This window comes from Pelagibius sp. CAU 1746, from assembly GCF_039839785.1.
Lineage (GTDB): Bacteria > Pseudomonadota > Alphaproteobacteria > Kiloniellales > Kiloniellaceae > Pelagibius.
Window position 1 is genome coordinate 811,800 of record NZ_JBDOQT010000002.1, and the last position, 17,064, is coordinate 828,863.

The window sequence follows — 17,064 nt, forward strand, 5'->3', positions numbered from 1 at the left end:
GCAAGGCCCCGCAGATGACGACAGCGATCAGCGCCGGCCTGACCATTCGCCTGGGCCCCGACGACAACGTGGTGGTGAGCCGCGCCGAGATCCTGGAAGGCACCGCCATCCCAGGTGAAGGGATGCCGGGCGCAGGCGTCATCACGGCGAACCGCATCCCGACCGGCCACAAGGTCGCGACCCGCGCCATCGAAAAGGGTGCGCCGGTGGTGAAGTACGGCCAGATCATCGGCTTCACCACCCGCGACATCGCCCCCGGCGAGCACGTCCACGTGCAGAACTGCGGCATGGCCGAGTTCGACCGCGACTATGCCTTCTGCGAGGGCGCGAAGCCGACCGGGATGGTGCCGGAGGCCGAGCGCGCCACCTTCCAAGGCTACCGCCGCGCCGACGGGCGGGCGGGCACGCGCAACTACATCGGCATCCTGACCTCGGTCAACTGCTCGGCCACCGTGGCGCGCTACATTGCCGAGGCCTTCAACAGGACCGGCATCCTGGACGACTACCCCAACGTCGACGGCGTCTGCGCCTTCGTGCATTCCACCGGCTGCGGCATGGCCGACAGCGGCGACGGCTACGAGGCCCTGCAGCGCACCCTCTGGGGCTATGCGCGCCATCCCAACCTGGCCGGGGTGCTGATGGTGGGGCTCGGCTGCGAGGTGAACCAGATCCCCTTCCTGCTCGACGCCTACGGCCTTTCGACCGGCGAGCGCTTCCAGACCCTGACCATCCAGGAGACCGGCGGCACAAGGCGCACGGTGGACGAGGCCATCGAGCGTATCAAGGCCATGCTGCCGGCGGCCAATGCGGCCCGCCGCGAAACGATCCCGGCCAGCGAATTGACCCTGGCCCTGCAGTGCGGCGGCTCGGACGCCTATTCCGGCATCACCGCCAACCCGGCGCTGGGTCACGCCGCCGACCTGCTGGTGCGGAACGGCGGCACCGCGATCCTCAGCGAGACGCCGGAGATCTACGGCGCCGAACACCTGCTGACCCGGCGCGCCGTCAGCCGCGAGGTCGGCGAGAAACTGATCGAGCGTATCCGCTGGTGGGAAGACTACACCCGGCGCAACGGCGGCGAGATGAACAACAACCCCTCGCCCGGAAACAAGGCCGGCGGCCTCACCACTATCCTGGAGAAGTCGCTGGGCGCGGCCGCCAAGGGCGGCACCACCAACCTGGTCGGCGTCTACAAGTACGCCGAGCCGGTGAGCGCCAAGGGCTTCGTCTTCATGGACTCGCCCGGCTACGACCCCTGCTCGGTGACCGGGCAGGTCGCCTCCGGCGCCAACGTGGTCTGCTTCACCACCGGGCGCGGCTCGGTCTTCGGCTTCAAGCCCTCGCCCTCCATCAAGCTGGCCACCAACAGCGCCATGTACGCCCGCCTGTCCGAAGACATGGACATCGACTGCGGCGGCATCGCCGAGGGCAACAAGACCATCGATCAGGTCGGGCGCGAGATCTTCGACAAGGTACTGGCGGTGGCCAGCGGCAGGCCGTCGAAGTCCGAGGCGCTGGGCTTCGGCGACGCCGAGTTCATCCCCTGGCAGATCGGCGCGGTGATGTGAGCGCCGCCGACGAAGAGCAGCAGCAGGATCGGGAACCGGCGGCGCGCGTCGCCGCCGCGGACCTGGACCGCTTCGTCCGCGCGGTGCTGGCCGCCGCCGGGGCCGACGAGGTTTCCGCCGAGGCGACCGCCCGCGCCCTGGTCGGGGCCTCGCTGCGCGGCGTCGACAGCCACGGCGTGCGCCTGCTGCCGCACTACGCCAAGGTGGTGGAAGGCGGCCGCGTGAAGGGTCGCCCCGAAATGCGTTTCGAAAAGACCGCGGCGGCGGCCGGGCGGCTGGACGCCGGCCACGCCCTGGGCACCGCCGCCGGCTACCGCGCCATGGAAGAGGCCGTGAAGCTGGCCGAAGACGCGGGCCTCGGCGCTGTCAGCGTTTCCAACTCCTCCCACTTCGCCGCCGCCGGCTGCTACACCCTGGCCGCCGCGGAAGCCGGCTACATCGGGCTTTCCACCTGCAACGCCACCAGCGCCGTGCTGGCGCACAGCGGGCGCGCGGGTTTTCACGGCACCAACCCCATCAGTTTCGCCGTGCCGGTGGCGGGCGAGCGCCCCTACCTCATCGATATGGCCAGCAGCTCGATCCCGGTGAACCGCATCCTCCAGTACCGCGCCCTCGACAGGGAGCTGCCGGCGGAGGTGGTGGTGGACGACGGGGGCCGCATGACCCGGGATCCCCACGCGGCCAAGTCGCTGCTGCCGCTGGGCGGCAGCGGCTACGGCTACAAGGGCGCGGCCCTGGCCGGCATGGTCGAGATCCTCTCCGCCGGCCTGAGCGGCATGTGCCTCAGCCACCAGATGGCGGAGATGTTCCAGCCGCCCTGGTCGGAGCCGCGCCGCCTCGGGCAGTTCTTCCTGGCCCTGAAGCCCTCGGCCTTCGTCGCCGAAGAGGTCTTCCAGGCGCAACTGCGCGACTACCTCGACAGCCTGCGCGGCCAGGCGGCCCTGCCCGGCGAGCGGGTCATGGCCGCGGGTGACCGAGAGTGGGCGGTAGAGCGGCACCGCAGCACCGAGGGCATCCCGCTGGACGCACACAACTGGCGCCTCTTCGGCGAGGAGGCGGCGGCCCGGGGCATAGCGCCCCTCTCGGCGCTTTAGGGGCGCGGGGTCGTCAGGCCCCCTCGCCTTGTGGCAAGCTGCGGTGAAAATGCATCGTCCCCGGAAAGGTAGAAGACATGGAGTTGAAGCAGAAAGCTCAAAAAGCGGTCAGGGGCATCGAGGAGGTCGCCGGCGCCACGTTCTCGCCCGGCCAGAGAGAAGCCATCGACAAGATCGTCGAAGAACTGGTGATCGAGGCCATGCGCGAGTGCGAGGCCACCTACGGCCATGCAGCGCGAAACTGCTGCAGCGAGGACCAGGACATGTCCCACAAGATCGGCCGGGAGATCGAGCAGGCGCGCGACGCGCTGATCGCCAACCTCAGCGCCCTGCGTTAGAGCTTCACTCCGGGGGCTTGGCGTAGGCCCCCTGCGGCGGTCCCCAGGCCCCCGAAGACCGCCGGTTGGGCGCATGGCCCAGGCAGCCGGGGCCCAGGCAGCCGGGCCCCACAAGCGGTGCCGCCGCTTCTTGCGCCCGGGTGGCCGCGAAGCGCTGCCAGGCCCGCTCGTGGAAGAAGAAGACCACGGTATTCACCGCCGGCTCGATCAAAGCGACGCCGGTCGAGATCGCCACCGAGCCGGTCAGGGCGAAGGTGACGCCGAAGCCGACGCTGAAATGCAGCACGGCGAAACTCAAAGTCTTCACCAGGTCCAGCCTCATCTCACGGTCTCCTCGGACGGGTTCCATGAGCTGAATATATCTTGATTGAGATTGATTATCAACTAGAATAATTCTAATTCGCACTCTAGAACTGGATGCTGGGCCCGCACCCCCAGCGCCGACGACCAGGCTAATCCGCCCCCGCGTCCGGCAGCACGCGGATCGCCTCGGCGACCGCCAGGAAGAGGTGATAGAGGCTGCTGCCGGGAACACCCTCGCGAAGGAGATTGCCTTCGCGGTCGACCTGCTCGCGCCAGCGCGGACGGTCGAGCCCGGCGAAGGTGCGGAACAAACCGCCGAGCAGTTGGCGCGCGCCGTCGGCCGCGGCGTCGTCGCCGCTTCGTTCGTAGACGGCCAGGCAGGCCTTCACCGCCTCGGTCTGTGGCCACAGACGCTTGCTGCCGCCGTTCAGGATCCGCCCCTCGGGATCCAGTTCCTCGTAGGCCACGAAGGACGCGGGGCCGGCGCGGTCGATGCCCTTGTCCCAAGCCCAGTCGAAGAGCGGACGCATGGCCGCCGCGGCGCGGCCATCCTCCGCCAAAACGGCGTAGCGGTGCAGCAGCCAGACCCATTCGAAGTGATGACCCGGTTCGCGCAGCCGCCTGCCGTCCTGTGGAATTTCACGCCAGTCGCTGTCGAAGAATTCGATGAGCTGGCCGGAGGCGGCATCAAAGAAGTGCCGCTCGAAGAGTCCGAAGATGCGCTGCGCCTGTGCCAGCCAGGGCTGCGCGCCGCTGGCTTCGTAGAGCGCCAGGAAGGCCTCCAGCAGATGCATATGCGGGTTCTGGCGCCGCGGCAGCGGCAGCGCTTCGCCCGGCGTCACTTCCCACTCCGCATAGCCGTCGGAAGCGCCGTCGCGAGTGAGACCCAGATGCGCGTCGAGGAACTCCATGGTCTCCTCGGCGCGCCTCAGCACCCGCCTCTCGCCGCCGGCGCGATAGAGCCAGGCCATGGCCAGCAGAATGAAAGCATGGTCATAGCTGTCCTTGCCGCGGTCGAGCGGCGGCCCGCTGCGGCGCAGGCGCCGGAACCAGCCCCCTTCTTCGCGGTCCCAGGCATGGGCCTCCAGGAAATCGAAGGCCTGCTGCGCGCGCGCCAGGCCGGTATCGCTGTAGCCGGCATGGGCGGCATGGGAGAAGACATAGATCTGCCGCGCCTGCACCCTTAGGCGCGTGTAATCTTCCGTGGACGGCCTGCCGTCGGGCCCGAGCTTTTCCACGAAGGCCCCGTTCTCCCGGTCGAATCCGGTGTCGGACCAGAACGGCAGCAGCACCTGTGTCAGCCAGGGACGCAAACGTTCCACGGGAAAGGCTTCGGCAATTTGTGACATTTTTTGGCGGAGCGGGTTCCGGCTGCGAAGAAAGCGGCTTGGCGCCTCCATACTGCGATGCTCTTCGCAACGCAAGCCGCCAGCACCGCGAGTGCCGCCGGAAACCCGCAACGAACGGTCAGTTGCATCCGCGAGGTCGACAGGTACTATTGCGCAGGCGCCGGGGGTTTTCTCCGCTGCCCCGGCGGTGAAAACAGGGTATAGGTGAAAGGACGGACCCTCGGTTGCGATGAGGAGTTCTCTGGCTTTGTGCCACGGTTCAACGGCTGCACGCCCTGCGTTCCGCTTGCGGGGCCGCGCGCCAAGCCGAAGCGGCGTGAGTGGAAATCATGACGGCCAACCAAAAGCTATCGGGCGGCACCGGCTACGCTCTTGAATGCATCGAGATCTTCCGCGATCTCGACCCGCGCGAGATCGAGCGTCTGACGCAGCGCGTGAACTGGCGCAACTACAAGGCCAGCCAGCAGATCATCGGCCACCAGGAAGCCTCGACGGACGTCTACTTCATGGTCTCCGGGACCGTGCGGGTGATCCTCTTCTCCAGCGCCGGCAAGGAAGTGGCCTTCCGGGACATCCACGCCGGCGAGTGCTTCGGCGAGTTCGCGGCCATCGACGGCGCGCCGCGCTCGGCCAACGTCATCGCGCTGAGCGACGTCATGATCGGCTCGGTCTCGGCGGAGACCTTCCGCGCGATCCTGCAGGAGTTCCCGGCGGTCTCCATGGCCATGCTGACCAACCTGATCGGCACGGTCCGCTCGCTGAGCGAGCGCATCTTCGAATTCTCGACCCTGGCGGTGAGGAACCGGATTCATTCCGAACTGCTGCGCCTGGCCCGCGAGAGCGAACGCGACGGCAACACCGCGCGCATCTCTCCGGCGCCGACCCATGCCGATATCGCCAGCCGTATCTCGACGCACCGCGAGGCGGTCACCCGGGAGCTGAACGGCCTGACCAAGAGCGGACTGGTCAGCCGCGACGGCCGCACGCTGATCATCAGCGACATGAAAGAGCTGGAACGCCTGGTCCACGACGTGACCGGCGACTGAGCCGCCCCCCTGCCCTCAGCGACAGCCGTAAAAGAGGAAAGCCCCGTCCGATGGGCGGCGGACGGGGCTTGGGCTCACCTAGAAGGTCCGTCATCGCGGTTCGAGGGAGGACCTCCACGATGACGCGCCCAAGATAGCCGCCGGCGCGCCGCCGCTCTGTGGGTTTTGTCACAGGCCGGCGCAACAACAAGGCGGGGCAAGCGAGAATCTCCGCGCAAACGGCGCCGCCGGGTCGGCCGCCTACCTCCTCGGTGGTACTATGCCTGTGCCAGGGAACGCGGAAGTGCAGCATGCTAGGCTTCTTCCAGCCAGGGTGCCGAAGGGGCCGCCAGCGGCCCGGACGCCCTGCCTTTAGATGTCATCCAAGGTTGGAGGTCAGTCCAGATGAGCGATCCGCAAGCCCGAGATTCCGGAGAAGACAGCGCGCAACGGCTACGCCGCTGCGCCGTGGTGGCGGCCGGCATAGAACCCGGCCCGCTCCTGGAGGCCTTGCGCAGCGTGCCCAACACCCGGATCGGCGACATCTGCATCATCCCCTCCAACGGCCGGGGGGAACCGGAGGCCGACTACCTGATCCTGGCCGCCAACGACGCCAGCCGCTTTCACAGCCTGGAGGACCAGATCGCACGCTGGTCGGGCCGCAGCACGCGGGTTCTTCTGGCGGTGCCTGAATCGAAGTGCGCCATGCTGGGCGACCTGCCAGAGCGCGCCGACGGCCTGATCCTTCTGGACCGCGGCCTCAACTACCTGGAAGAAAGCCTGAAGCTGGCCGAGGACGGCTATTCCGTCATGCCCGCCGCCAGGGCCGGCAGCAGCGACGACGGCATCTGCAGGGAAATGCTGGGGCGCCTGAGCGATGGCGAGAAGGCCATCCTCGCCCTGCTGGCCGAGGGCGACAGCAACCGTAACATCGCCGAATCCCTGGGCGAGAGCGAGGCGCGGGTGAAATCCATGGTCCGCGCCATTCTGATCAAACTGGATTGCCGCAACCGGACCGAAGCGGCGGTGCTGGCCGCCACCGTCCTGCTGCCCCTGCTGGATTCTCTGGATCAGGACGATGCTGATGTCCAGGCCGGCGCGGCCAAGGGCAACGGCAAGGATCACGACGACGGCGTTTGGAACTAGACACCGGGAACCACGGCCCGCAGCCGTGCCCCGGACAGCGGCGCGCCGGACCCGAAGCGGACAGCGCGCCCTCTGGAGGGCGGGAGACGATGGATGGGCTAGGTTCGCCTAGCCCATCATCTGCGACATCACCACTTCCTTGGCGGCCGGCGCGGCGACCGCGGCCCGGTCCGTCTTGCCGAAAGGCAGGCCGGGAGCCAAGCCGTGATTCAGCGCCCAGATCGCCGCCTGGGTGCGGTTGCCGGCCTTGATCTTGCGCAGCAGGCTCTTCATGTGAACCTTCACCGTGGCCTCGGTGATATCGAGGCGGTTGGCGATCACCTTGTTGGCGTCGCCGTTCACCAGGCAGCGCAGGATCTCCAGCTCGCGATCGGACAGGCCGTAGCTCTCGACGCCCTTGCCGCCCACCGGCTGCAGGCCTGCGGCGCCGTTGATCAGCGCTGCGGCCAAGTCGGTCGGCATGACCTTCTGGCCCAGCAGGGCCAGCTTCAGGGAGTGGATCAGCGCCTCCAACGAAATGTCTTTCAGCAGGAAAGCCGCGGCCCCGGCATTGAGGCAGCTCGCCAGGGTGCGCGGGTCCCGCTCGTCGGTCAGCACGACCACAGGCGTTTCGGGCAGGTCTTCGCGCAACTGGTGCAGGTCCTCGACGACGCCGGAGAGATCGTCCCGCAGCTCGATCAGGACGAGACCCGCCGGCGCATCGGTTTCCTCGATCGCACCGACGCACAGCGCCTCGCCGCAGACGTTGAAGGAACTGCCGCGCAGCAGGCTTTTCAGCCCTTCCAGGAACAGCCGGTTTCGGCCGATCAGCAGTGTGTTTACCTCAGACATGATGCTTGCTCTCCCTTCCCCTTTTGCATTCCACCAACCCCGTGGTGTCAGCTTCCGACAGGCGGGATCTCGGGCAATCGCCCAGGGGGCGAAGGAATCCGCGTGTCGCTGATGGGAGAAAGTTACTCTGGCGCCGGGCGAGGGTCTGTGCGGATTACCACATAAGAGAGCGCTTCATCTTTTCGCATGCCGACCAAGGGTTTAGCTCGGTTTTCTTGGCAAAAAGGCGGCGATTTACCCGCAAAAGCCCTCGGAAAAAGGCGCCTGGCGCCCGATTTCCCGCGGCCTCCAGGCCCCAGTCCCACATCCGGCCATGCGCCGAAACCGCAGAGAGCCGGCCACCATGGCCGGCAAGGGTCTCACAGGGGACCGGCGGGGGCCAGCGAGGCCCAAAAGAGAAGCCCGCCGAGCAGCAGCAGCAGCCCCGCTCCCAAGAGGGCCAAGCCCCGGTAGATCGCCTCGACCCGGCGGCTGTCGCCGCCCACGACGGCCAGGGCGAGGCGCTTGGAGAACAGCGTCAGGACCGCCAGCAGGGAAACCGTCACGGCGGTTCCCAGCGACATGGCGAAGGTCGCCGCCACGCCCGCCAGCAGGACTCCATGGGCCAGGGCGAACAGCAGCACCAGCACGGCGCCGCTGCACGGCCGGATGCCGACGGCGAGCACCAGCCCCGCCGCCTCCGAAACGCGATTGCGCCGTGCCCCCGCCGTCGCCGCCGGAGCGCTCAGCAGGGCCGGGTCGGGCACATGGCCGTGCCCGCAGGCCGCGTCAGCAGTGTCGCCGTGATGGTGATGGTGATGGCGATGCCCCCCGCGTAGCTGCGACCAAAGCATCCAGGCGCCGATCAGGGCGACCAGCGCATAGCTGGCCGATTCCAGGTAGCTCACGGAGCGCGTGACCTGTACCCCGGCCAGACCGAGCAGCGCTGCCAACAGCCCCACCAGCAGCACCGCGGAGAGCCCCTGCACCAAGGAGGCGAGGAAAGCCAGCAGCACGCCGCGGCGCACGGCGCTCTCGTTGGCCAGCAGGTAGGCCGAGATCACCGCTTTGCCGTGCCCCGGCCCGACGGCATGAAACACCCCGTAGAGCAGGGAGACGAGAATCAGAGCGCCGGCCGCCGCGCTCCCTTGCTGTTTGAACGCGCGCACGGCGACCGCCAGGCGGCGGTGCAGGTCGCGCTGCGTGTCGCGGACGGCCCCGACGACACGCGGCCACAGGCCGGCGGCGGCCGCCGCCGGGGCGGCGGCGCCGGGAGGCGGAACCAAAGGCGTCTGCGCTCCTGCGGCGGCGGCCAGGCCCAGCCCGCCTCCAAGGCACAAGGCCAGCAAGAAGGTCCTCAGCACCGCCGGAACCTTCACTGAATCGCCTCGGGCTCTTGGCAGGCGATAACGAATTCCGTGGCGTAGAGCGCTCCCAGCCCCTGATTGGCGTCGGGATCGAGGAAGTCCGCTTCGAACAGGGTGAGCGTCTCGCCGCTTTCGCCGGCGACTTCCACCACGTGACACAACGGCGGCGGATCTCCGGCAAAGGACACCGGATCCTTCAAGGGCGGCTCGATGGCGATGTAGAAAGTGGGGTCGTAGCTCTTGAAGCTGACCTTGGCGAGACGAGGGTCGATGGGGTCCTTCAGCGGAAGAACGAAATCGAGAGCGAGAATGCCGTCCTCGAAGGTCGACACATAGTCCGTCACTTCGCCATAGGTGGCCTCGGCGCCGTCGACGGTCACCTGCGTGAAATAGCGGTATTCCTTCAGGTTGGTGATATTCAGATCGGCCAAAGGCCGCAGTTCTTCGGCCTCCAGAGTCCCGTCGCCGTTCTTGTCCAGCCCCTCGATGGCGAAGAGGCTGTAGAACTCGTCGAAGCGCCAGGAAATCCGCAGTGCCGAGACCCGCTGTGCCCCGTCGAAGAGAACCTTGCTGCGCGCATCGATCCAAACGTGGGGATGCGCCACCGCCGCGCCCCCGGAGAGGGCGCCGATCAGGGCTGCCAGCACGGCGCCCGCCGTCCAAGAGATCCGCTTCGTCATTCCGGTCCCCAAAAGCCTTCGCTGCCGCCGCGGGTCGAATCGGCCCGGCCCGGCAACTCTTCTTTACGACCTTAAACTTACGATTTCCTTCCGGCCAGCGGCCTCTCGCCTCCGCCGCGCCGGCGGGCCCCGCGCCGCGGCAAGGTTTCAATTGTTTCAGGACCGCCCGCCGTCGGAGGCACGGGCCGCCGTCCCCGCGCCCTCCAGTCTCCAAGCATAATATTTTGAAATAATTAAACTATTCCGCCGACCGGGGGGAGGAGCCACGGCAACGGCGATCCCCAACGTCGGCCGCCCCGGGCCACGAACAATTGATACCGAAACCCCGCTGTGCCGACATCGGCATGAAACAGCCGCCTTCTATATCTGCAGCCTAGCGGCTGAACGGCGCGCCGAGAGAGGACCCGGCCGCCGCCGGTCCGGGCGAGCAATCAGCAATCGACAAACCTGGTGACGTGACATGAGCAATTCCGAAGTTTTCGGCTCGCCGATGATCCTGACAGGTCAGAGACCCGTCAGCCCGTTCGGCGCGGTCCCCTTCGCCCCGCAGCGCAACACGGTCCCGGCGCGGCTTTTCCGTTTTCTGGCAAGCCTGCTGCGCCAGGCCCTTACGTCCGACGAGAGCCCAAGGCGCATCCGCAAGACCGCCGTGGCGCTGTCCCGCTTGGATGACAGGACGCTGCGCGATATCGGCCTCAACCGGGCCTCGATCATTTCCGCGGCCCACGAGGCGGAGCTGCGCCGCAGCTCCCGTTCCGGGCGCGCCCGAACGTAACCCGAACCCGGACCGGCCGCCGCTTGGGGACGCGGCGGCCGTCCGGCACAGCAGCCTGGGCAGGTCATGGGATGGGAGAACCCTCGAAGTCAACTGACGACGACAAGCCGCGGCACTGCGGTCAGGCGGCGCGGCCGCCTGCCGAGAAGCCGCCTTTCCTCTGGTGTGCCGCTCGGCTAATCTGCTTGACGTCCCCGGCAGGCAGTCCGCCTGCGCCTCCGGACCACCCCAGCGGGAGCGATCCGGCGGTGTGGCAGGGGGCCGCTCAAGGGGGCACCATGTCCGCGCCGAAATCCGAGACCCGACGGCAGGAACCGCAGTCTCCCGTGGAGACCGACCCCGATCTCCTGGCGCTGATGGCGGCACGGCTGCCGGCGGTGTTCTACCGCGGGCGCCTGGAGGCGGAAGGCCTGCGCCTGGAGAGGGTGAGCGGACGGGCCGAAGAGATCACCGGCTATGACGCGGAGCGCCTCTGTGCCGAAGATGCCCCCTTCGAAGCGCTGATCCATCCCGACGACCGGCCCGTCTACCGCCGGGCGCTGAGCCGCGCCGCTGCCGAAGGCGGCGCCGGCCTGGACTACCGCCTGCGCAAGCCGGACGGTACCGTCCTGCGCTGCCGCGACGAGATCGCCGTCCGCGACGGCGCGGTGACCGGCATGCTGCTGAACCTCGGCGACGCCCGCCGGGAGGAGATGGAGGAGGACGAGATCCTGCGCCAGCGCCACGGCATCATCGAGCGGGCCTCCCACCCCATCGTGCTGTCGGATGCGCAAGGGAACATCACCGCCTGCAACCGCGCCGCCCAGTCTCTCTTCGGCACCGCCTGCGAGGAGGTTGCCGGGCAGGACTTCGCCAACCTCCTGCTGGCCCCCGAGAGCCGCGCCGACTACCGCGACACCGTCGCCGGACTGCTCGCACAGCCGGGCGAGGATGCGGCGCCCGGCGCCCTCTCGCTGACCGCCCGCCGCAGAGACGGCAGCCTCCTTCCGGTCGAGGTCATGGCCAGCGTGATCACCCTGGCCGGCGCGCGCAATGTGGTGACCGAACTGCACGACATCAGTCAAAGGATCAACGCAGAGGAGGAACTAGAGCGGGTCTGGCGCCTGCTGCGCGATGCCGTCGACAACATCCCCAACGGCTTCGCCATCTACGGCGAGGACCAGCGGCTGATCCTCTGCAACGCCTCCTACGCTTCGCTCTACGACGCCAGTCCGGAAGACATGGTCGGCTCCTCGACCCTGGACAACTACCTGAGGGGTCGCGCGAAGATGAAGGTTTTCGACGGCAGGCCCGTCGACAGCGGCGAGGACGGAGAGGAAGACAGCCTGTGGCTCGACAAAGTCATCGCCGCCGAGAAGGAGCCGGTCGAATTCCAACTGCACGACGGCACCTGGCTGCAGACCTCGACCCACCCCATCCACGGCGGCGGGCGCGTCTACGTCCGCACCGACATCACCAAGCTGAAGCGCATCGAGGAATCGCTGCGCCAGAGCGAGCAGAAGTTCCGCGTTCTGGTGGAGAACAACCCGCTGCCGCTCTGGCTGACCGACACCTACAGCGGCGAGGTTCTGTACCACAGCCCGGCGGCCGCGGAGCTGCTGGGATACAGCTGGCCCATCACCGAGCTCTACCACTCCGAGCGCTCCTTCGCCTCGCCGGAAGAGCGCGAGGCCTGCACCAACGAGCTGATCGAGAAAGGCCGCCTGGACGGCCGCGTGACACGGCTGAAGAAGGCCGACGGCAGCGAATTCTGGGGCGCCGTGTCCGCGCGCCTGGCCAAGATCGGCGACCGCGCCTTCTCCATCGGTACGGTGGTCGACCTGACCGGACAGATGGCCAAGGAGGCCGAGCTGCGCGAGGCCCGCGAGACCCTGCACGACGCGGTGGAATCGCTCTCCGAGGGCTTTGCGCTTTACGACGCCAAAGACCGCCTGGTGATGTGCAACCAGCGCTACCGGGACTTCAACTTCATGAGCGCCGAGGCCCTGACTCCGGGCGTTCCCTGGATCGACTTCATCCGCAGCGGCGCCGAGCGCGGGCAATACGTCGGCGCCGAAGGCCGCGTCGAGGAATGGCTGGAAGAGCGCAAGAAACTGCGCCAGCAGTTCTCCACCGAGATGGAGTTCCAGCAGGCCGACGGTCGCTGGTTCCAGTTCTCCAACCAGCCGACCCGCCAGGGCGGCATCGTCGTGACCCGCACCGACGTCACCAACCGCAAGGAGATGGAGCGGGCGCTGCGCGAAAGCGAGAGCCTGGTGCGCTCGATCCTCGAGTCCTCGCCGGTGCCGGTGGCCATGGTACGGGCCGAAGACGGCCTGGTGATCTACGAGAGCCCGGCCTCGCGGCGCGTCTTCGGGCAGATGCAGACCTCGGGCGAGCCGTCCTACATCCGCGACCTCTACGTCAACCCGGAAGACCGCCTGCGCTATCTCGAACTGCTGCGCTCCCAGGGCACCGTGGAAGGCTTCGAGGTGCAACTGCGCCGCGCCGACGGCGAGGTGATCTGGGTCTCGCTCACCGCCAGCCTCATCGAATACCAGGGCGAGGAGATGATCGTCGCCAGCGCCCATGACCTGACCGAGCGCCGCGCGGTGGAGGAGCAGATGACCCGCCAGCGCGAGGCGCTGTACCAGAGCGAGAAGCTGAGCGCCCTGGGCGCGCTGCTGGCCGGCGTGGCGCATGAACTGAACAATCCTCTCTCGGTGGTCGTCGGCCATGCCCAACTGATGAAGGAAACCGCCGAGGACCCGCGCACCGTCCAGCGCGCCGAGAAGATCGGCAATGCCGCCGACCGCTGCTCGCGCATCGTGAAGTCCTTCCTGGCCATGGCGCGCCAGCGCCCGCCGGAGCGCCGCGCCGTCGACCTGCGCGACATCGTGCAGGCGACCCTGGACGTCACCGGCTATTCGCTGCGCACCGCCAATATCGAGGTGGAGATGGACATCGGCGCCGCGGTGCCGCCGGTCTGGGCCGACTCCGACCAGCTGAACCAGGTGGTCACCAACATCATCGTCAACGCCCAACAGGCGATGATGGAAGTTCAGGGTCCGCGCATCCTGACCATCAAGGGAACCTATGACACCAAGCACGATGAGGTGCGCCTGAACCTGGCCGATACCGGCCCCGGTATTCCCGAGGAGATCCGCAGCCGGATCTTCGAACCCTTCTTCACCACCAAGGACATCGGCGAAGGCACCGGCGTCGGCCTGGCCGTCAGCCACCGCGTCATCGAGGCCCACGACGGGCGCATCCGGGTCGACAGCACGCCGGGCAAGGGCGCCGCCTTCACCCTGGTGCTGCCGGCCAGCACCCAGGCCAGGGAGGCGCCGGCGGAAACCCCGGCCGCGGCGGCCGACAGCCCCAAGGCCCGCATCCTCATCATCGACGACGAGCCGGAGGTGCTGCAGACCCTGGCCGAGATCCTGACAGCCCAGGGCCACGACGTGATGACGGCCGATTCCGGCATGCGGGCGCTGGGCCTGATCGAAGGCTACAGTTTCGACGTCATCCTCAGCGACGTGCGCATGCCCAAGCTGGACGGGCCGAGCCTCTATGCCGCCCTGGAGCGCAAGGACCCCAGCCTGCTGCGCCGCACCGCCTTCGTCTCCGGCGACACGCTCAGCCCTTCGGCGCGGGTTTTCCTGCAGCGGGTGCAGCGCCCCTTCATCGAGAAACCCTTCAACCTGGACGAGGTGCGCGGCCTCATCGCGCAGATCCTCGCCCAGCAGCCACGGGCCGCGTCGCACGGCGCCCCATGAACACCGCGGCAGAGGCCTTGATTTAAGGAAGCAATGGAATGCAAGGGCAGAAGCACATAGTCGTCGTGGACGACGAACCCGGCATCCGCGAAACCATCCAGGAATACCTGGAGCTGCACGATTTCCGCGTCACCCCGGCAGACGGCGGCGCGGCGCTGCGCGAGGCGGTGGGCGAGAACGACGTCGACCTGGTGCTGCTCGACATCCGCATGCCCGGCGAGGACGGCCTTTCCCTGGCGCGCTACCTGCGCGGCAACTGCGAGGTCGGCATCATCATGCTGACCGCCGCCGGCGAGGTGGTCGACCGCATCGTCGGCCTGGAGATGGGCGCCGACGACTACCTGGCCAAGCCGGTCGACCTGCGCGAGCTGTTGGCCCGCATCAAGGCGGTGCTGCGCCGCGCCGAAAAGACAAAGTCGCCCGCAGGCGGCGACGAGGACGCCGACGCCCGCCTGGCGCGCTTCGGGCGCTTCACCCTCAACCTCGATTCCCACAAGCTGTTCGATGCGGAAGGCGGCGAGATCCCGCTGACAGGCATGGAGTTCGACCTGCTGAAGGCCTTCGCCGACAACCCCAACCGGGTGCTCAGCCGCGACCAGTTGCTGAACCTGGCGCACAACCGCGACTGGGAGCCCTTCGACCGCTCCATCGACATCCGCATCGCCCGGATCCGCCGCAAGATCGAGAGCGACCCCGCCAAACCCCAGGTCATAAAGACCGTGCGCGGCGCCGGTTACATCTACTCGACCGCGAAGTCCTGACCCCGGCTCAAGCGGGCAGCGGCTGGAAGCTCTCCGCCCGGGCCATGTTCCAGAAACGGGTGTAGTCGGCCCTGTCACAGCCGCCGTTGGTGAGCGCGCCCGCCTCCAGGGTCCAGTAGGCCTCCTCGGCGGAGAGCGTCTCGCCGTTCTTCTGGCGCACCATGATGTGACGCGGCTGCAATTCGTCGGGCCGGTCGAAGCCGGCGGCGCCGACGATCTCGGCCAGGGCCTCCAAGGTGTTGCGGTGGAAGCGGGCGACCCGCTGGGCCTTGTCCTCCACCACCAGGGCGCGCTGGCGCAAGGGATCTTGCGTCGCCACGCCGGTGGGGCAGCGGTTGGTGTGGCACGACTGCGCCTGGATACAGCCGATGGAGAACATGAAGCCGCGCGCCGAGTTGCACCAGTCGGCGCCGAGGGCGTGGGCGAAGACCAGGTCGAAGGCGCTGACCAGCTTGCCGCCGGCGCCGAGCTTGATGTCGTCGCGCAGGCCGGCGCCGATCAGCGTATTGCGCACGAAAGTGAGCCCCTCGGCCAGCGGCGTGCCCAGGTGGTCGGCAAACTCCACCGGCGCCGCGCCGGTGCCGCCCTCCTTGCCGTCCACCACGATGAAATCGGGGCGGATGCCGGTCTCCAGCATGGCCTTCACTATGGCCATGAACTCCCAGCGGTGGCCGATGCAGAGCTTGAAACCGACCGGCTTGCCGCCGGAGCCCTCGCGCAGGTCCTGTAGGAAGTGCATGAACTGGGTCGGCGAGGAGAAGGCGCTGTGCCCGGCCGGCGAGATGCAGTCCTTGCCCATCGGGATGCCGCGCGCCTCGGCGATCTCCGGCGTGATCTTGGCCGCCGGCAGCATGCCGCCGTGCCCCGGCTTGGCGCCTTGAGAGAGTTTCACCTCGATCATCTTCACCTGCTCGGCCTGGGCCTGTTCGGCAAAGCGCGCGGGGTCGAAGCACCCGCCGGCGTCGCGGCAGCCGAAGTAGCCGCTGCCCAGTTCCCAGATCAGGTCGCCGCCGCCCTGGCGATGGTAGCGGCTGATGCTGCCTTCGCCGGTGTCGTGGGCAAAGCCGCCCAGCCTGGCCCCCGTGTTGAGCGCCAGGATGGCGTTGCCGCTCAAGGCGCCGAAGGACATGGCGGAGATGTTGTAGACCGAGGCATCGTAAGGCCGCGTGCAGGCCGCCCCGCCGATCTTGACGCGGAAGTCGTGGTGGTTCGGCGGCTTGGGCGCCATGGAATGGGTCAGCCAGGCGTAGCCCGCGCCATAGACGTCGACCCGTGTCCCGAAGGGACGCTTGTCCTCAACGCCCTTGGCGCGCTGATAGACCAGGGAGCGCTCGGCGCGGCTGAAGGGCTCTTCGTCGCGCTCGCTCTCGATGAGGTACTGGCGGATCTCCGGGCGGATGCCCTCGAAGAGCCAGCGCATATGGCCGATGACCGGATAGTTGCGCAGGATGGCGTGGCGCTGCTGCACCACGTCCCAGACACCGAGCAGGCTCAAAGCCAGCAGCGGAAAGAAGCCGGCGAGGAACCAAGCCTGCCAGGCACTGAGGCCCGCGAAGACCACGGCCAGAAAGACGACGACGGCAAAAACCAGGTAACGGGTCAGCATGAGGGCACCCCCGGCAGGGACAGGATCCCTTGCCCTCTAGAGCGATCCGTGAAGCCGGTCAAGGGTCAGGGCGGGTCCAGACGGTCTCCGGGCCCGCCCCGCCCTCTCTGCGGCCTGGGTCTCTTATTGGATGCCGAGGATTTCCTTGGCCTGGGCCAAGGCGTCGACCGAAGCCTGGTGCTCGCCGCCTTGGTGCAGACGTTCACCTTCGTTGCGCAGTTCCATGACCTGCGCCTTCTGATCGTCGCCCAGGCTGGCCGCCTGCAACGCCTGGTCGATCTTGGCGATGTCGGTGGGGCACTGAAAGGCGAAGGCGGGGGCGGCGAAGGCCAGGGACAGAAGGGCCGCGGGAATCAATGCTTTCATCTCGAACTTCCTCCGAGGATGGCTGTGAAGATCAAGGCAGAGCGGCAGGACCAGTGAACCCCATCGACCCGGCTTTCCGCCAGGGCCTTTCGCGGGCCAAGGGGCCGGCGGCCGATCA

15 protein-coding genes are annotated in these 17,064 nt (G+C 67.9%); 8 read left to right on the top strand and 7 right to left on the bottom strand.

Going from position 1 to position 17,064, the window contains the following annotated elements:
• Window positions 1-14 precede the first annotated feature (14 nt).
• The 3 genes from AAFN88_RS20600 (at window position 15) to AAFN88_RS20610 (ending at window position 3,000) form a co-directional block, all read left to right on the top strand.
• Window positions 15-1,568 (top strand): altronate dehydratase family protein, encoded by a 1,554-nt coding sequence (locus AAFN88_RS20600; RefSeq protein WP_347522577.1) that lies wholly within the window; start codon window positions 15-17, stop codon window positions 1,566-1,568.
• Entirely contained in the window at window positions 1,565-2,662 is a 1,098-nt protein-coding gene (locus AAFN88_RS20605) for an Ldh family oxidoreductase (protein ID WP_347522578.1), read from the top strand. Before AAFN88_RS20600 ends, AAFN88_RS20605 begins: the two co-directional genes overlap by 4 nt.
• A gap of 83 nt (window positions 2,663-2,745) precedes the next feature.
• Window positions 2,746-3,000: a hypothetical protein gene (locus AAFN88_RS20610; protein ID WP_347522579.1), complete on the top strand. Its 255-nt coding sequence runs from the start codon at window positions 2,746-2,748 to the stop codon at window positions 2,998-3,000.
• Between the two features lie 4 nt (window positions 3,001-3,004).
• Here the strand turns inward: AAFN88_RS20610 and AAFN88_RS20615 are convergent, their stop codons facing one another.
• Both AAFN88_RS20615 and AAFN88_RS20620 read right to left on the bottom strand, forming a co-directional pair.
• The gene (locus tag AAFN88_RS20615) at window positions 3,005-3,322 is read right to left on the bottom strand and encodes a DUF2061 domain-containing protein (RefSeq protein ID WP_347522581.1); all 318 of its coding nucleotides are present in this window, start codon (window positions 3,320-3,322) and stop codon (window positions 3,005-3,007) included.
• A 130-nt stretch (window positions 3,323-3,452) separates the two neighbouring features.
• Entirely contained in the window at window positions 3,453-4,625 is a 1,173-nt protein-coding gene (locus AAFN88_RS20620) for an AGE family epimerase/isomerase (RefSeq protein ID WP_347522582.1), read from the bottom strand.
• Window positions 4,626-4,981: 356 nt separating this feature from the next.
• Between AAFN88_RS20620 and AAFN88_RS20625 the strand changes: the two genes are divergently transcribed.
• Together AAFN88_RS20625 and AAFN88_RS20630 are read left to right on the top strand one after the other, a co-directional pair.
• Entirely contained in the window at window positions 4,982-5,698 is a 717-nt protein-coding gene (locus AAFN88_RS20625; protein WP_347522583.1) for a Crp/Fnr family transcriptional regulator, read from the top strand.
• A 384-nt stretch (window positions 5,699-6,082) separates the two neighbouring features.
• Complete coding sequence (locus AAFN88_RS20630; RefSeq protein WP_347522584.1) at window positions 6,083-6,823, top strand: LuxR C-terminal-related transcriptional regulator; 741 nt, start codon at window positions 6,083-6,085, stop codon at window positions 6,821-6,823.
• Between the two features lie 108 nt (window positions 6,824-6,931).
• On the opposite strand, the gene AAFN88_RS20635 is transcribed toward AAFN88_RS20630, so the two are convergent.
• The 3 genes from AAFN88_RS20635 to AAFN88_RS20645 all read right to left on the bottom strand — a co-directional run bounded on the left by AAFN88_RS20635 (window position 6,932) and on the right by AAFN88_RS20645 (window position 9,680).
• Window positions 6,932-7,654 carry a response regulator transcription factor gene (locus AAFN88_RS20635; protein ID WP_347522585.1) on the bottom strand — a complete coding sequence of 241 codons (723 nt, stop codon included), beginning with the start codon at window positions 7,652-7,654 and terminating at the stop codon, window positions 6,932-6,934.
• A 359-nt stretch (window positions 7,655-8,013) separates the two neighbouring features.
• Window positions 8,014-8,997, bottom strand: coding sequence for a nickel/cobalt transporter (locus AAFN88_RS20640; RefSeq protein ID WP_347522586.1), 984 nt, complete (start codon window positions 8,995-8,997; stop codon window positions 8,014-8,016).
• An 11-nt stretch (window positions 8,998-9,008) separates the two neighbouring features.
• Window positions 9,009-9,680: a DUF1007 family protein gene (locus tag AAFN88_RS20645; RefSeq protein WP_347522587.1), complete on the bottom strand. Its 672-nt coding sequence runs from the start codon at window positions 9,678-9,680 to the stop codon at window positions 9,009-9,011.
• Window positions 9,681-10,140: 460 nt separating this feature from the next.
• Between AAFN88_RS20645 and AAFN88_RS20650 the strand changes: the two genes are divergently transcribed.
• The 3 genes from AAFN88_RS20650 to AAFN88_RS20660 all read left to right on the top strand — a co-directional run bounded on the left by AAFN88_RS20650 (window position 10,141) and on the right by AAFN88_RS20660 (window position 14,974).
• Window positions 10,141-10,455, top strand: coding sequence for a DUF1127 domain-containing protein (locus tag AAFN88_RS20650; RefSeq protein ID WP_347522588.1), 315 nt, complete (start codon window positions 10,141-10,143; stop codon window positions 10,453-10,455).
• 278 nt (window positions 10,456-10,733) lie between these two features.
• Window positions 10,734-14,213 carry a PAS domain S-box protein gene (locus AAFN88_RS20655; RefSeq protein ID WP_347522589.1) on the top strand — a complete coding sequence of 1,160 codons (3,480 nt, stop codon included), beginning with the start codon at window positions 10,734-10,736 and terminating at the stop codon, window positions 14,211-14,213.
• A gap of 38 nt (window positions 14,214-14,251) precedes the next feature.
• Window positions 14,252-14,974: a response regulator gene (locus AAFN88_RS20660; RefSeq protein ID WP_347522590.1), complete on the top strand. Its 723-nt coding sequence runs from the start codon at window positions 14,252-14,254 to the stop codon at window positions 14,972-14,974.
• A 7-nt stretch (window positions 14,975-14,981) separates the two neighbouring features.
• Here the strand turns inward: AAFN88_RS20660 and AAFN88_RS20665 are convergent, their stop codons facing one another.
• Together AAFN88_RS20665 and AAFN88_RS20670 are read right to left on the bottom strand one after the other, a co-directional pair.
• Window positions 14,982-16,580, bottom strand: a complete 1,599-nt coding sequence (locus AAFN88_RS20665) for an FMN-binding glutamate synthase family protein (RefSeq protein WP_347522591.1) — start codon at window positions 16,578-16,580, stop codon at window positions 14,982-14,984.
• Window positions 16,581-16,703: 123 nt separating this feature from the next.
• Window positions 16,704-16,946, bottom strand: a complete 243-nt coding sequence (locus tag AAFN88_RS20670) for a hypothetical protein (RefSeq protein ID WP_347522592.1) — start codon at window positions 16,944-16,946, stop codon at window positions 16,704-16,706.
• Window positions 16,947-17,064 lie beyond the last annotated feature (118 nt).